Genomic DNA, 14589 nt, shown 5'->3' with positions numbered 1-14589 from the left:
AGTAGTCAGTAGTGATCGATTTGCCCGTGTGCGCACCGCGCGGTTGAAGGCTGGCGCTTTCCCTCAGTCAGGGACTCGCAAATCGGCTCACTATTCACTACTCACTATTCACTACCCACTGCGAACCAGTCGGAGCACATCATGCAGGGCGTCACCGTCGTCGACCACCCCCTTGTCCAGCACAAGCTGACCATCATGCGCAAGAAGGAAACCTCGACGGCCGGCTTCCGGCGGCTGCTGCGCGAGATCTCGCTGCTTCTGGGCTACGAGGTCACCCGCAATCTCGAACTGACCACCACCACCATCGAGACGCCGATCGAGGAGATGGAAGCGCCGACGCTGGAGGGCAAGAAGCTGGTCTTCGCCTCGGTGCTGCGTGCCGGCAACGGCCTGCTCGAGGGCTTGCTCGATCTGGTGCCGGCGGCGCGCGTCGCCCATATCGGCCTCTACCGCGATCACGAGACGCTGGAGGCGATCGAATATTTCTTCAAGGCGCCGAGCGACCTTGCCGACCGTCTGGTGATCGTCGTCGACCCGATGCTGGCGACGGCGAATTCCGCGATTGCGGCGATCGACAAGCTGAAGGGGCGCGGCGCCACCAACATCCGCTTCCTCTGCCTGTTGGCCGCGCCCGAAGGCATCGAGCGCTTCACCAAGGCACATCCGGACGTGCCGATCTTTACCGCCTCGATCGACCGCCAGTTGAACGAAAAGGGCTATATCATGCCTGGCCTCGGCGACGCCGGCGACCGCATGTACGGGACAAAATGAGCAGCTTTCTTTACCGCTCGTTTACGCAACAACGCGGTTCCGCGGCGCGTTAAAGCCGAAAACACCATGCCGGATTAAGGATCGAACCTTCACGAAGGTCGATCCATGCTGCGCAAGCTTCTCCTCCTTGGCGTCTTTGTCGGAAGCTCGGCATCGATCCCGATCGTCTATCAGTCGAACCCGCAGATGGTCGAAAGCCTGCTGAGATCGGCGGTCGCCTCGAAGCCGGCGGCCCCGGAGGCCCAGCCGGACGTCAAACTCGCCTCAGTGCCGGAGAAGCCGGCGGCGCCGATGCCGCTCGGCCGCCAGGTGCTGGTCAATGCCGACGAGCGCGGTCATTTCACCTCCGCCTTCAAGCTCAACGGCCGCCAGATCGACGGCATGATCGACACCGGCGCGACCCTGGTTGCCATCAACACATCGACGGCGCGCCGGATCGGCATCTCGCTCAACCAGTCGGATTTCAATCACCAGGTGAACACCGCGAACGGCGCCATCAAGGCGGCCGTGGTCACAGTCGAGCGCCTGCAGATCGGCAAGATCTCCCTGGATAACGTCCAGGCGGTCGTGCTCGACGACCGGGCGCTGCAAACCAATCTGATCGGAATGAGCTTCCTGCAGCGGCTGCAGAAATACGAGGTCCAGAACGGCGCGCTGCTGCTCGTGCAGTAGTATTCGTGCCTTTGGAGCGGAAAACCGCGACACACTTTTCCCGGGATTGCTCTACCTCAAAGCGGCAGTATCCGCCTGAGTACGGTCTTCTCGGCGGGCGGCTTCGAGGCGCCGATCGAATAGGCGGAACGCACCGCGGCGGCGGCGGCCTGGGCGTCCGCCTCGGTCCGCGCGTGGACCAGCGCCAGCGGCTCGCCCGCCCGCACCTCGGCACCGACCGGCAACAGCCTGGTCAAGCCCACGGCATGATCGATCCTGTCATCAGGACGGGTGCGTCCGCCGCCGAGGCCAACGACGGCAAGCCCGATGTCGCGCGTCGCGATGCCGGCGACGAAGCCGTCCTCCGCCGCTTCAACCGCCAATTCCACCGCCGCTTTGGGCAGGTATTTTTCCAGGTTCTCGACGAAGTCGGCGGGACCGCCGAGCGCCGTCACCATACGCGCGAACACCGCCGCGGCGCGGCCGCCGGCAAGCGTCTCGGCGGCGCGCCTGATCCCGTCCTGGTTGGATGAGACAATCCCCGCCGACTGCAGCATCTCAGCGGCCAGAGCCAGTGTCACGTCCTCAAGCCGGCGGTCGCGGAGCCTCCCGGTGAGGAAATCGACCGCGTTGCGCACCTCGACTGCATTGCCGGCGGCCGAAGCCAGCGGCTCGTTCATGCCGGTCACCAGGGCCGATGCTTTCAGGCCCGCGCCATTGGCGACCTCGACCAGGCTGTTCGCCAGGGCGACCGCATCGCGCGACTTCTCCATGAAGGCGCCGTTACCGACCTTGACGTCGAGCACCAGCGAGCCGAGCCCCGCGGCGAGCTTCTTCGACAGGATCGAGGCCGTGATCAGCGGCACCGACTCGACCGTCCCCGTCACGTCGCGGATCGCGTAGAGCCGGCGGTCGGCGGGCGCCAGATCGGCGGTCTGGCCGATGATGGCGCAGCCGGTTTCCAGCACAGTCTTGCGGAAGCGCGTCACATCCGGCTGGCTGGTGTAGCCGGGAATGGCATCCATCTTGTCGAGCGTGCCGCCGGTGTGGCCGAGGCCACGGCCGGAGATCATCGGAACATAGGCGCCGCAGGCCGCGACGATCGGCGCCAGCATCAGCGAGACATTGTCGCCGACCCCGCCCGTCGAGTGCTTGTCGGTGACCGGGCCCGGCAGGTCGGACCAGTCGAGCACGTCGCCGGAATCGCGCATGGCGGTGGTCAGAGCCACCGCTTCCTCGCGGCTCATGCCTTTGAGGAACACCGCCATCGCAAAGGCGCCGATCTGCCCCTCCGAGAGCGTGCCGGCCGTTATCCCTTCGATGAAGGCCGCGATCTCCGGCGCCGAGAGCTTGTGGCCGTCGCGCTTGCGGCGGATGATTTCCTGGGGGAGCATCAGCTTTCCGGCAAGCCTTCCTCGAAGACGCGCCGCAGGATCGTCGCCAGCCGCGCGCCGCCGACCGGCGCCATGTCCTTGGTTTCCTGGTGTGACAGTTCCGCGCCGGTCATGCCGGCCGCAAGGTTGGTGATGACCGAGCAGGCGGCAACCTTGAGGCCGAGGAAACGGGCAAGGATGACTTCCGGCACCGTCGACATGCCGACGGCATTGGCGCCCATGACGCGCGCCATGCGGATTTCGGCCGGCGTTTCGAAACATGGTCCCGAGAACCACATATAGACGCCTTTGTGCAGCGCGGTGCCGGTTGCCTCCGCCGCCTTCTCGATCGCCTGGCGCAAGCCAGCATCATAGGCCTCGGTGAGCCCAACGAAGCGGCGGTCGCTCGGCTCGCCGATCAGCGGGTTGGAGCCGGAAAAGTTGATGTGGTCGGTGATCAGCATCACCGAGCCCGGCCCCATCTCGGGCTCGACCGAACCGGCGGCGTTGGTGAGGATGAGATGCGAGATGCCGATGCCGGCAAGCACCTCCAGCGCCGGGCGCATCGCGGCGGCGTTGCCGTGCTCGTAGTAATGCGCGCGGCCGGAAAGCATCAGCACCGGCGTGCCGGCGAAATGCCCGGCCACCGCCTCGCCGGCATGGCCGGAAACACCGCTTCGCGGGAAGCCCGGCAACTCCGCATAGGAAATGCGCCTTGCGTCCTCGACCTGGTCGACAAGTCCGCCGAGGCCGGAGCCCAGAACAAGCGCCGCGGTCGGCGCCAGCCCGTCCAGCTTCTCGACCAGATGATCCAGCGCTTCCCTCATTTCAGCCAGCTCTTCATTTCAAGATGTCGCCCCTGAAGCCGTAAGGCAGCATGTCGCCCATGGTGACCGTCTCGACCACACCGGTATCGTCGCAGAGATAGAGCTTGGTCTCCGGCCGGCAGAATTCCGCCAGCCGCTGCCGGCAACCGCCGCAGGGCGAGCATTTGGCCATGCGCTCGGCAATCACCGCGATCTCGGTGATCTTGCCGCCGCCGCCCATGATGTAATGGCCGAGCGCCGTGGTCTCGGCGCACCAGCCTTCGGGATAGGATGCCACCTCGATATTGGCGCCGGTGAAGACGCGCCCGTCCTCGGTGCGCAGCGCCGCACCCACGGGAAACTTGGAATAGGGCGCATAGGCCTTGGCCATCGCCGCCTTCGCCGCCTCGAACAGATCATGCGACATTCAGTTCTTCTCTCCCACGATCTTGTTCAAAAGCCGGTCGCCGAAGCTGCCGAGCCTCAGCGTTCCTTGACGTAGGGCACGCCGCCGGCGCGCGGCGGGATCGCCTTACCTATGAAGCCGGCGAGCAGGATGACGGTGAGCACATAGGGCAGCGCCTGCATGAACTGCACTGGCACCTTGCCGATGACCGGCAGCGGCGAGCCTTGCAGCCGGATCGCTGCCGCGTCGAGGAAACCGAATAGCAGGCAGGCGAACATGGCGTTGACCGGCTTCCATTTGGCGAAGATCAGCGCGGCCAGCGCGATATAGCCCTTGCCCGCCGTCATGTCCTTCACGAAGCCGCCATTCTGCACCATCGAGAGATACGCCCCGGCGACGCCGGTGAGGATGCCGGTGCAGATCAGCGCCCGGTAGCGTAGCCAGGCGACCGAGATGCCGGCCGTGTCGACGGCGGCCGGGTTTTCACCGACCGCGCGCATCCTGAGGCCGAAGCGGGTGCGGAACAGCACCCACCAGGTGAACGGCACCATGGCGAAGGCGAAGTAGACCAGGATCGAATGGCCGGAGATCAGCTCGGCATAGATCGGCCCGACGATCGGCACGTTGCGGACGGCTTCGGCGCCGGGCCAGACGATCGCCTCGAAGCGTTCGCCCGGCTGCAGCGCCGGCGTGCGGCCGCCCTGCTGGAACCAGGCCTGGCCGAGGATGATGGTCGAGCCTGCGGCGACGAAGTTGATGGCGACGCCGGAGACGATCTGGTTGCCGCGATGCGTGATCGAGGCGAAGCCGTGCACCATGGCGAAGGCGACCGAGATCAGGATGGCCATGCCGAGGCCGATGAAGGCCGAATGGAACACGGAAGCGGCCGCCGCTCCGGCAAAAGCGCCGACCAGCATCTTGCCTTCGAGGCCGATGTCGAAGATGCCGGCGCGCTCGGAATAGAGGCCGGCGAGGCAGGCGAGCATCAGTGGCACCGACAGGCGGATGGTCGAGTCCAGCACCTGGATGACGGCGACGAAACTATCCATATCAGGCCCCCTTCCCCTTGACCGCTTCGATGCCGACAGCTTTCGGGCTGAACGAGGCGAACAGCGCCTGGATATATGGCCTGAACATGTGCTCCAGCGCGCCGGCGAACAGGATCACCAGGCCCTGGATGATGACGATCATGTCGCGGCTGATTGCCGGCATTTCGAAGGCGAGCTCGGCGCCGCCTTGGTAGAGCATGCCGAACAGGATCGCCGCCAGCACGATGCCCACGGGGTGCGAGCGCCCCATCAGCGCCACCGCGATGCCGACGAAGCCGGCGCCGGAGACGAAGTCGAGCGCGACATTGTGCTGGTCGCCCATCACCGGATTGAGCGCCATCATGCCGGCCAGCGCGCCGGAGATGACCATGGCGATCAGGATGATGCGGGTTTCCGAGATGCCGGCATAGCGCGCCGCCTTCGGGCTGTGGCCATAGGTGCGCATCTCGTAGCCGAGCCGCGTGCGCCAGATCAGTAGCCAGACGAGGAACGCCATGACCAGCGCCAGCACGAAGCAGATGTTGAGCGGCGCCGAGCGGATCTTGGCGCCGAACAGCTCGATGATCCAGTTGAGCTTCGGCAGTTCCGCGCCGGGCAGGAAGTTGCGCGTTTGCGGCGCCATCGAGCCGGCCGGCTTCAAGACGTCGACCAGCGCATAGACCATGACGCTGGCGGCGATGAAGTTGAACATGATGGTGGTGATGACGATGTGCGAGCCGCGCTTGGCCTGCAGATAGCCCGGGATCAGCGCCCACAGCGCGCCCATGCCGGCCGCGGCGATGATCGCCAGCGGAAAGGTCAGCCACCACGGGAAAATGCTGTCGAAGGCGAGGCAGACGACGCCGATGCCGAGGCCGGCTATGTAGCCCTGGCCCTCGCCGCCGATGTTGAACAGCCCGCAATGGACCGCCACCGCCACCGCAAGCCCGCTGAAGATGAAGGTCGTGGCGTAGTACAGGGTAAACGCGATGCCTGTGCCCCGGCCGAAAGCGCCCTGGACCAGGACGACGGCAGCGCGGAACGGATTTTCGCCGACCAGCATGACGACGAAGCCGGCGACGATGAAGGCCACCGACAGATTGATCAGCGGGATCAGTCCGTAGTCGGCCCAGGCCGGCAGCTTTGCGTAAGGCGTGCTCATTCGGCAGCCTCCTGGTGTTCGACACCGGCCATCAGGAGGCCAAGCTCGCCTTCCGTCGCCTCCGGTCCGCGCTCGCCGACGATGCGCCCGGCAAACATCACAAGGATGCGGTCGGAGAGCGAGCGGATCTCGTCGAGCTCGACCGACACCACCAGCACCGCCTTGCCCTGGTCGCGCATGGCGATCAGCCGCTTGTGAATGAACTCGATGGCGCCGACATCGACGCCGCGCGTCGGCTGGCCGACGATCAAAACACCAGGATCCTGCTCCATCTCCCGCGCCAGCACGATCTTCTGCTGGTTGCCGCCGGAGAAATTGGCCGTCCTCAGCCGCGGATTGCCGGGACGGATGTCGTATTTCTCGATCTTGTCCTTCGCATCGGCCACGATGGCATCGACGTTGAGGAATGGTCCCTTCAGATAACGCTCGTCGTCGTGATAGCCGAGGATCGAGTTCTCGTTCTCCTCGAAGGCCAGCACCAGACCGACGTGATGCCGGTCCTCCGGCACATGGGCGAGCCCGCGGTCACGCAACTCGCCGGGGTCGGCCTTGCCGGTCAGGTCGATCGGCTTGCCTTCGAGCATCACCTCGCCGGAAACGGCGTGCCGGATGCCGGAAATCGCCTCGAGCAGCTCCGACTGGCCGTTGCCGGCGACGCCTGCGATGCCGACGATCTCGCCGCCGCGCAGGTCGAAGGAGACGTCGTCGACCATGGTGACGCCGCGTGAATCCTTGACCGTCAGGTTCTTGACCGAGAGTTTTATGGCGCCGGCTTCCGACGCGCCCTTCTCGACCCGCAGAAGCACGCGCCGGCCGACCATCAGTTCGGCCAGTTCGCCGACCGTGGTTTCCTTCGTTACCCTTGTCGCCACCATGGTTCCCTGGCGCATGACCGAGACCGTATCGGTGATCGCCATGATCTCGCGCAGCTTGTGGGTGATCAGAACCACCGTTTTTCCCTGCTCCTTCAACTGCTTGAGGATGCGGAACAGATGGTCCGCCTCGGCCGGCGTCAGGACTCCGGTCGGCTCATCGAGGATCAGGATCTCGGCGCCACGATAGAGCGCCTTGAGGATTTCGACGCGCTGCTGCAAGCCGACCGGCAGTTCCTCGATGATGGCGTCGGGATCGACCTCGAGGCCGTATTCGCGCTCCAGCCGCTCGAGTTCCGAACGCGCCTTGGCGATGCTTTTCTTCAACAGCGCATCGCTCTCGGCGCCGAGGATGACGTTTTCCAGCACCGTGAAATTGTCGACCAGCATGAAATGCTGGTGCACCATGCCGATGCCGAGCGCGATGGCGTCGTTGGAGGTGTTGATCGACACCGGCTTGCCGCCGACACGGATCTCGCCGCTGTCGGCCTGGTAGAAACCATAGAGGATCGACATCAGCGTCGACTTGCCGGCGCCGTTCTCGCCGACAATGCCGTGGATAGTGCCGCGCGCGACTTCCAGGTTGATGTCGCGGTTGGCGCGCACCGAGCCAAAACTCTTGTTGATGCCTATGAGCTCGATTGCGGCTTGCGCCATGCAGCCTGTCCCACTCAGTTTTTTTATCGCTTGGTCAAAATGCCTAGCATGATGCCCCGCCCGTGCCAATTGGCCGGAACGCCATTCACTCTCGACAAATCCCCGCGCGCTTGTCAATTTCGAAGGTGGCCGAGAGCCTCATATTCACAGAACCCGGGTTTTGAATGACCAGACCTGACGACCGGCTGACGACGCTGGAAATCCGCGCCGCCGAGCAGGAAAAGACGATCGAGGAGCTGTCCGGCCAGATCGCCGAGCAGTGGAAGGTGATCGAGCGCATGGAACGCAAGCTCGCTGCCCTGACCGACCGGTTCCTGGCTTTGGAGGAGCAGGCCGCTCCCGACGTGCCGGTGACCAAGCCACCGCACTGGTGAGGCCGCCGCATTGGTGAGTAAGCAGGGAGTGATCAGGTAGGGGGTGAGCGAGCATGACGGAGAACGGTCATGGCCGGTGAAGGAGACCGCATTGCAAGGGCCGGCGACTATGTGTTCGGCTTGATGGACGAAAGGGAGCGCGCCCGTGCCGAGCGCGACCTTGAGATCGATCCGGCCTTTCGCGACGCCGTGCTGCGGCTTGCCGAACGCATGCGCGCCTTGGAGCCGGCGGCGCCTGGAGCGGCGGACTGTCGCTGGAAGCTGGTGGCGCAGCGCCTCGGCGAACTGCCGCAGATGCGACTTGCTGGTTTGAACGAGAGCGACGCGAAGCCAGCGCCTGTGGTGATCCACAGGCTCGAACGCAAGCCCTATGGCGTCGGCCTGCATTCACTCGGCGGCCGGCTCGGATTTGTCATCGCAATGGCGCTGTTGGCGGCCTTCGCGCTGGGCTATCTCGCCGGCACCTTATAGCTTCGTGACATCAGGAGCATCGGCTCGCCACCCTGATTGAAAGCTTCGTCCAAAAAGAAACCGCCGGGCCTTCGCCCGGCGGTCCAGAAACCTTGGTTCAGCGGTCGATCAATACGGGCACTTGTTGTCGGCGGTGTAGTCGTGCACCTCGATCTTGCCGGCGATGATGTCGGCTTTGGCCTTTTCGACCGCCGCCTTCATCTCGTCGGTCACCAGCGCCTTGTTGTTGTCGTCCATGGCGTAGTCGACGCCGCCTTCCTTGAGGCCGAGATTCTGCACGCCGCCCTTGAAGGTGCCATTCTTGCCGTCCATAAAGGCGTTGTAGACGGCAACGTCGACGCGCTTCATCATCGAGGTCAGCACCTTGCCGGGCTGCAGGCCGTTCTGGTTGGAATCGACGCCGATGCCGAGCTTACCGGCATCCGCGGCTGCCTGCAGCACGCCGACGCCGGTGCCGCCGGCAGCCGCGTAGACGACATCCGCGCCCTGGTCGATCTGCGTCTTGGCGATCTCGCCGCCCTTGGCCGGGTCGTTCCAGGCGGCCGGCGTATCGCCGGTCATGTTCTGGATGACGTCGGTCGCGCCGGCCGACTTGGCGCCGCCGACATAGCCGCACTCGAACTTGCGGATCAGCGGGATATCCATGCCGCCGACGAAGCCGACCTTCTTCGACTTCGACGCCATCGCCGCCAGGATGCCGACCAGGTAGGAGCCTTCGTTCTCCTTGAATACCAGCGAGCGGACATTGGGCAGATCGACGGCATCGTCGATGATGGCGAAGTTGAGGTCGGTGTATTCGGCCGCGACCTTCTTCAGCGCATCCTCCCAGGCAAAGCCGGCCATCACGATCGGATTGCGGCCGTCCTCGGCGAAGCGGCGCAGCGCCTGCTCGCGCTGCGAGGCGTTGGAGACTTCGAATTCGACATAAGCGACGCCGGTTTCGGTCTTGAACTTCTCGGCGCCGTGAAATGCCGCCTCGTTGAAGGATTTGTCGAACTTGCCGCCGAGATCGTAGAGGATGGCCGGCTGGACATCCGCGGCGAAAGCCGGAAGAACCATTGCGGTTGCGGCCAGGAGGCCGAGAACGATACGTTTCATGTGATCCACACCCTGTCGGTTATTTTTCCGTTGCACCGCCTGCCTGCCCGGTTCTCCGGCAGGCATGCGACGTCAGGCAGGAAGTGTATGCCCCTCCCCGCTGGCGGCCAATCTGGCACGGCCCGAGACAAAATTCACGTGGAATTTTGACCTGTTGGAAAAAGCGGCCAACCTGCCCGTTTCCCGGCAGAACGAAACGTCCGCGTCAGTTGGTCGGGGCGAATTCGTGGCGTCGACGCCGGTAGCCGAGGGCGTAGAGCAGGAACGCCAATACCGCGAACACCGCGAAGCCGGGCTGGCTGAGCACCCAGGCGATGGCGACGTCCCAGACCAGCGGATTGGCCTTGGCGCGCACATAGGTCTCGAAGGCCGCGCGGGTGTCGGGGGATACCGCCAGCCAGCTTGCGTTGAGCGGCGTCATGACCAGCGCCGACGCCGCCACCGAGCGCGTCGTGTCGATCACCGCCATGATGACGGAAATCGACAATGCAACCATTGCCGCCAGCCGAAAGATGAAACGCAACATCCCAACGCACTCCCCGGGAGAAGCTCCCGTCTGCCCCGCAACCGACATAGAGCGTGCGCAACCGCCACGCAATTGCGACACGCGATTTTGAGCCGATCTTGTTTGACGCAATTCCGGACGGAAAACCGCCGCGCACTTTTCCTGGAATTGCCGCTTTTTTGTTTTTCGCAATTCCGGACGGAAAACCGCCACGCACTTTTCCTGGAATTGCTTCAGGCCGTTCTTGCCGGTTTGCGCCGGTTGACCCGCCAGATAGCGAAGATTCCGCCGGCGATGGCCCCGACGATCAGCCCTGCGAGGCCGACAAAGACGGCAAAGAACCCGCAGGCGCCCTCGAAGCAGCTCATATGGGTGGCGTCGGCGATCAGCGACCCGGCAAAGAATCCGGCGCAGGCGCCGATGGCGCCGCCGAGGATGATGCCGAGCAGCGCGGCAACGAGCGAGACCAGCAGCGGCGGGCGTTCGGTCTCCGGATTGGCATAGACGGCCTCGGCGCCGGCGCCGCGCCGCAGGAGATAGATGCAGAGCAGGCCGATGGCGATCTCGGCGAGCGTAAAACCCAGCGCTTCGGCGGAGAAGACAAAGTCGGGCACCAGAAGCGTATAGGCCTGGCGCACGATGAGCCACAGGATGATCGCCACCTGCCAGACGGTGTAATGGCGGGGAAACCGCGCCGACCGGTTGAAGGCAAGGCCGAGCAGGTAAAGCCCCCACAAAATGGTGACGAGGCCGCCGGCCAGCCCACCATAAATCAGGAAGAGCACGCTTTCCGGCAGGTTGAAGTCGCCGATCAGCCGCCAGCTCGATATCAGGCCGTAGGCCGACAGGCCCATGACGATGATCAGCCATGCCACCGGGATAAAGGACAGCCCGCTGTCCGGCCGGCCCGCGGGTTGCTGGTTGATCGATGCCATGTCAGGACGATGCCCCTCGCAAAGCCCAAAACGCGCGCAGCGGTTTTCCATCCGCAATTGCGCAAAAACGAATATTTCAGGCAGTCGACAGGCGGCCAAGGCCGAAGTCAAGCGCGGCAGACGCCGCGGCCCGTCCTGTGCACATCATTCGAACGCCGGCGCCCCTTTATGAAGCCCGCCTTCGAGCCATCCACGGCAAAAGCCTTTGGACCGCCTTTATGGCTTGGCATTCGCTTTAGGATCGACTAGATGAGCCCCGCGCCTGTTTGCCTAGACGGCTAGAGGTGCTGGGAAAGGGCTGCCTGCCGGTTGAAGGCACCCCAAATAGTCCGTCGAGGACTTCCCGAGGGAGGTGCATCTCCCCAACCCGCGCGGCGAAACCGGCCGGCGCGAGAGTGCAAGGACGGAGAGGTGGCCGAGTGGTTGAAGGCGCACGCCTGGAAAGTGTGTTTACGGGAAACCGTAACGCGGGTTCGAATCCCGCTCTCTCCGCCATAATTTTGCTAATAACTTAACGTTTTCAAAAATTTAGTAGTATCGACAAGGCGCCTTAAAGCTGAAATATGCGTGGTCTGTGCAACAAGTAATTCCGAATCCACTTAATCCGACAAGCCATCCAAAGCCTTTCTGACGACCAAATCATGGTTGGTTATGCAATTCCGACACCTCGCAGCCTTCCTTCAGCATGGCACGGTTCTCGCAAAAGCCTATCGTCGGAGAAGTGCTTGCCTGAGAGAAAACCGGGCAAAGTTGGCCTTTCTCGAGCAAAGGCGACAGTGCGAACGGTTATCCGCAGCCGACAGGCATCGACGTCCGCTCTTGGATGTGCGCGCTGAAAAGCTGACCTTGCTTTCACCGTAAGCCGACCGTTTTGCTCGTCGTGCCGATCTAATGCATGTCGCCCAGAAGTGTGCAGCGGTTCTGGGGCAACGACATGCATCAAAACAAAGACTTAAAGCGCGTCCCCTGAATCCGTTTCAACGCGACGCGCTTAGGTAGCTGCGACGTTTCCAGCGTAGAGCCCCAACTAATTTCGGTAGATCAGCAGCACGACGCCGCCGTTTTCGGAAAAGGTCTCATGCTCCGCGCCAACGGCGCGAATACAATACTGGCCCGCGGTGTAGGTATTGTCCTGATCTGAGAAGGAGCCTTCCAGCACGAGGATTTCCTCGAGCTGATCATGAGAATGCATCGCGGAGCGTGTTCCGGGATCCATCTTCATCAGGATCGTGGATTCCCCGCTGACCCCATCCTTGTAGATCGTCTTCATGTAGACACCCGCTTCGGCCGGAGTCCACGCGATCGAATTGAGGTCGATGAAGAGTGATCCCCGTTCGATGCGATCTGTGAGAGGTTGGGTCGGCATGGTTGTCCTTTCCAAGCTGGGCCGCAGGAGCCCGTGCTGATGCTGTGCTCTCGCGTTTGTCGGCGCTTCTAGACGGCGGCCATGAACCGATGGCCGTCATAGATCGCTGCGTGGATATTTCGACTGGCGACTGCGTCCCCGATCCTAAACAGCTGGAAGCCACCGTCAGGATTCCTGGTCGTCTGTTGGGGCTGGATTGCGGTCAGCGCCTTGTAGTCGACTTCGCCAAGGTTCTTCGAGAGCGGCCTCAGTGCGAAATAAAGGTCATCCAACGGCGTCACCCCGTTTTCTATGACGACCTGGTCGACGATCTTCTCCGAATATGCCTTCGTGTAATCATCCAGGAAGACCGCAGCGATCTTGTTGCCGCGACGCTCCAAACGTTCAATGCGCAGATTCATCGTAACGGCCGCCTTTGCCTTGCCAAGTGCCTTGAAATAGGCGGGATACGTAGTCGCCCCGATGTCTGCGGCCAGCACCCTAGTCGGGGTGACGAGTTCCAGTTCAGCGCCCGCATCCGCTATGAACTCGGCTGCTGTCATCGCATTGTGAGATCCGCCGTCATCGTAAAGCAGCACAGACTTGGCCACCGGCACGCTGCCGCTCAGGACGTCCCAGGTTGTCGTGGCCAGATCCTGACCACCGAAGAGGCAGTCCAGGTTGGGCAATCCCCCCGTCGCGATCACGACAACATCGGGCCTCTCCTGTACGACGTCGCTTTCTTCGGCGTAGCGATTGTATTCGACCTCGACGCCAAGTCGGTCGCATTCAGCCAGCCGCCAGTCCACGATGCCGAGGATTTCGCGCCGGCGCTTCAATGCGGACGTGATCAGAATCTGGCCGCCGGCCTTGGGTCCCGCTTCGAAGACCTTGACTCGGTGACCTCGTTCCGCGGCGACCCTTGCCGCTTCCAGGCCCGCCGGGCCGGCGCCGATCACGACGACCTTTCGGGCCGGACCATCGCTTTTTGCAATCACGTGCGACAGCGTGGCCTCTCGACCTGTCGCCGCATTGTGCACGCAGGACGCCTGGCCGGGATAAATCGAGTCAATGCAGTAACCCATTCCGACACAGGGACGGATCTGGTTCTCGCGGCCTTCGATGATTTTTCGCGTGATATGAGGATCGGCAATATGCGCGCGTGTCAACGCGACCATATCCAGCTTGCCGCTCGCTATCGCATGCCGAGCTGTGGCAACATCTTGAATCCTGGCGGCATGAAACGTGGGAAGGCCAACAGCTTCCCGAACCTCGCCGGCAAAATCGAGATGCGGCGCGGACGGCTTGCCCATGCTGGGAATGACGTGGCTTAGACCTTCGTCTTTCGACGCGTGTCCGCGGATGACGTTGACAAAGTCGATCATTCCACTCGCAGACAGGCGCTTGGCGATCTCCACGCCCTCATTCGCGGTCAGCCCCCTGTTCATGGCCTCATCGCAAACCATGCGCACGCCAACGATGTAATCTCGTCCGATCCGTTTGCGGATTGCAGTCAAGATCTCCAGGACCAAACGCATTCTGTTTTTAAGCGAGCCGCCATATTCGTCGTTCCGCTTGTTGGTTGCCGGCGACCATGAATGCGCGATCAGGTGCGAGGCGCACTCGAGTTCAAACCCGTCGAGCCCGGATGCCTTCACGCGCTCGGCACTGTCCGCGAACGCCTTGATCACACGCTCATAGTCCCAAGGCTCCATCGCCTTGGGAAACGCCCGATGCACCGGCTCTTGGATGTGGGATGCATCGATCATCGGCAACCAGTCAGCCTTGTTCCAGGCCGTTCGGCTTCCCATGTGGGTCATCTGGATCATGACCGCGGCGCCGTGCGAATGCACATCGTCGGCAAGCTCGCCCAGCCACTTCACGACTTCGTCCTTGTGGAGTTGGATATTTCCGAATGCCTGCGGGCTGTCGATATCGACGACGGCGGATCCGCCGATCATTGTCAGCGCCATCCCACCCTTGGCCTTCTCCGCGTGGTAGAGCCGATAGCGCTCTTTCGGAAGGCCGTCCTCCGTGTAGGCAGGCTCATGCGCCGTCGACATTATCCTGTTCCGAAGCGTCAGATGCTTCAGCTGGAAAGGCTGAAGTAGTGGATCATTTGACATGAAGTTCTC

General features: G+C 63.0%; 15 protein-coding genes and 1 tRNA gene. 5 read left to right on the top strand and 11 right to left on the bottom strand.

Features of this window, described 5'->3' with window-relative positions; genetic code table 11:
• Positions 1-141: 141 nt before the first annotated feature.
• Positions 142-771: a uracil phosphoribosyltransferase gene (gene upp, locus AC4FWB_RS10450; RefSeq protein WP_059184513.1), complete on the top strand. Its 630-nt coding sequence runs from the start codon at positions 142-144 to the stop codon at positions 769-771.
• 105 nt (positions 772-876) lie between these two features.
• Positions 877-1443: a TIGR02281 family clan AA aspartic protease gene (locus tag AC4FWB_RS10445; protein ID WP_491025924.1), complete on the top strand. Its 567-nt coding sequence runs from the start codon at positions 877-879 to the stop codon at positions 1441-1443.
• A gap of 56 nt (positions 1444-1499) precedes the next feature.
• On the opposite strand, the gene deoA is transcribed toward AC4FWB_RS10445, so the two are convergent.
• The 6 genes from deoA to AC4FWB_RS10415 are packed head-to-tail and all read right to left on the bottom strand — an operon-like array spanning position 1500 to position 7726.
• Positions 1500-2816, bottom strand: a complete 1317-nt coding sequence (deoA, locus tag AC4FWB_RS10440; protein WP_491025923.1) for a thymidine phosphorylase — start codon at positions 2814-2816, stop codon at positions 1500-1502.
• Positions 2816-3622 (bottom strand): purine-nucleoside phosphorylase, encoded by an 807-nt coding sequence (locus AC4FWB_RS10435; protein WP_491025922.1) that lies wholly within the window; start codon positions 3620-3622, stop codon positions 2816-2818. Before AC4FWB_RS10435 ends, deoA begins: the two co-directional genes overlap by 1 nt.
• Before the next feature lie 13 nt (positions 3623-3635).
• Positions 3636-4028: a cytidine deaminase gene (gene cdd / locus AC4FWB_RS10430; protein WP_491025921.1), complete on the bottom strand. Its 393-nt coding sequence runs from the start codon at positions 4026-4028 to the stop codon at positions 3636-3638.
• 56 nt (positions 4029-4084) lie between these two features.
• Positions 4085-5056, bottom strand: a complete 972-nt coding sequence (locus tag AC4FWB_RS10425; RefSeq protein WP_491025920.1) for an ABC transporter permease — start codon at positions 5054-5056, stop codon at positions 4085-4087.
• Position 5057: 1 nt separating this feature from the next.
• Positions 5058-6197 (bottom strand): ABC transporter permease, encoded by a 1140-nt coding sequence (locus AC4FWB_RS10420; protein WP_491025919.1) that lies wholly within the window; start codon positions 6195-6197, stop codon positions 5058-5060.
• Positions 6194-7726 (bottom strand): ABC transporter ATP-binding protein, encoded by a 1533-nt coding sequence (locus AC4FWB_RS10415; RefSeq protein WP_491025918.1) that lies wholly within the window; start codon positions 7724-7726, stop codon positions 6194-6196. Before AC4FWB_RS10415 ends, AC4FWB_RS10420 begins: the two co-directional genes overlap by 4 nt.
• 164 nt (positions 7727-7890) lie before the next feature.
• On the opposite strand from AC4FWB_RS10415, the gene AC4FWB_RS10410 reads away from it, so the two are divergent.
• On the top strand, positions 7891-8100 hold the full coding sequence (locus AC4FWB_RS10410; protein WP_126097974.1) for a SlyX family protein: 210 nt from the start codon (positions 7891-7893) through the stop codon (positions 8098-8100).
• A 69-nt stretch (positions 8101-8169) separates the two neighbouring features.
• Entirely contained in the window at positions 8170-8571 is a 402-nt protein-coding gene (locus AC4FWB_RS10405) for a hypothetical protein (protein WP_491025917.1), read from the top strand.
• A gap of 108 nt (positions 8572-8679) precedes the next feature.
• On the opposite strand, the gene AC4FWB_RS10400 is transcribed toward AC4FWB_RS10405, so the two are convergent.
• The 3 genes from AC4FWB_RS10400 to AC4FWB_RS10390 form a co-directional block, all read right to left on the bottom strand.
• Positions 8680-9669 (bottom strand): BMP family lipoprotein, encoded by a 990-nt coding sequence (locus AC4FWB_RS10400; RefSeq protein WP_491025916.1) that lies wholly within the window; start codon positions 9667-9669, stop codon positions 8680-8682.
• A 205-nt stretch (positions 9670-9874) separates the two neighbouring features.
• A complete protein-coding gene (locus AC4FWB_RS10395; RefSeq protein WP_491025915.1) occupies positions 9875-10195 on the bottom strand; it encodes a hypothetical protein in 321 nt (106 codons plus the stop codon).
• Positions 10196-10407: 212 nt separating this feature from the next.
• Positions 10408-11109, bottom strand: coding sequence for a hypothetical protein (locus AC4FWB_RS10390; protein WP_491025914.1), 702 nt, complete (start codon positions 11107-11109; stop codon positions 10408-10410).
• Between the two features lie 405 nt (positions 11110-11514).
• Here AC4FWB_RS10390 and AC4FWB_RS10385 point away from each other — a divergent pair.
• Positions 11515-11604: transfer RNA gene (locus AC4FWB_RS10385), tRNA-Ser, on the top strand.
• Positions 11605-12136: 532 nt separating this feature from the next.
• Here AC4FWB_RS10385 and AC4FWB_RS10380 read toward each other — a convergent pair.
• Together AC4FWB_RS10380 and AC4FWB_RS10375 are read right to left on the bottom strand one after the other, a co-directional pair.
• Entirely contained in the window at positions 12137-12475 is a 339-nt protein-coding gene (locus AC4FWB_RS10380; protein ID WP_491025913.1) for a cupin domain-containing protein, read from the bottom strand.
• Positions 12476-12543: 68 nt separating this feature from the next.
• Positions 12544-14580, bottom strand: a complete 2037-nt coding sequence (locus AC4FWB_RS10375; protein ID WP_491025912.1) for an oxidoreductase — start codon at positions 14578-14580, stop codon at positions 12544-12546.
• Positions 14581-14589: the final 9 nt, after the last annotated feature.

The organism is Mesorhizobium sp. LEGMi-168a (genome assembly GCF_058312955.1).
The sequence above is the reverse complement of the archived record's forward strand: the minus strand, read 5'-3'. Positions and strand labels throughout refer to the sequence as shown.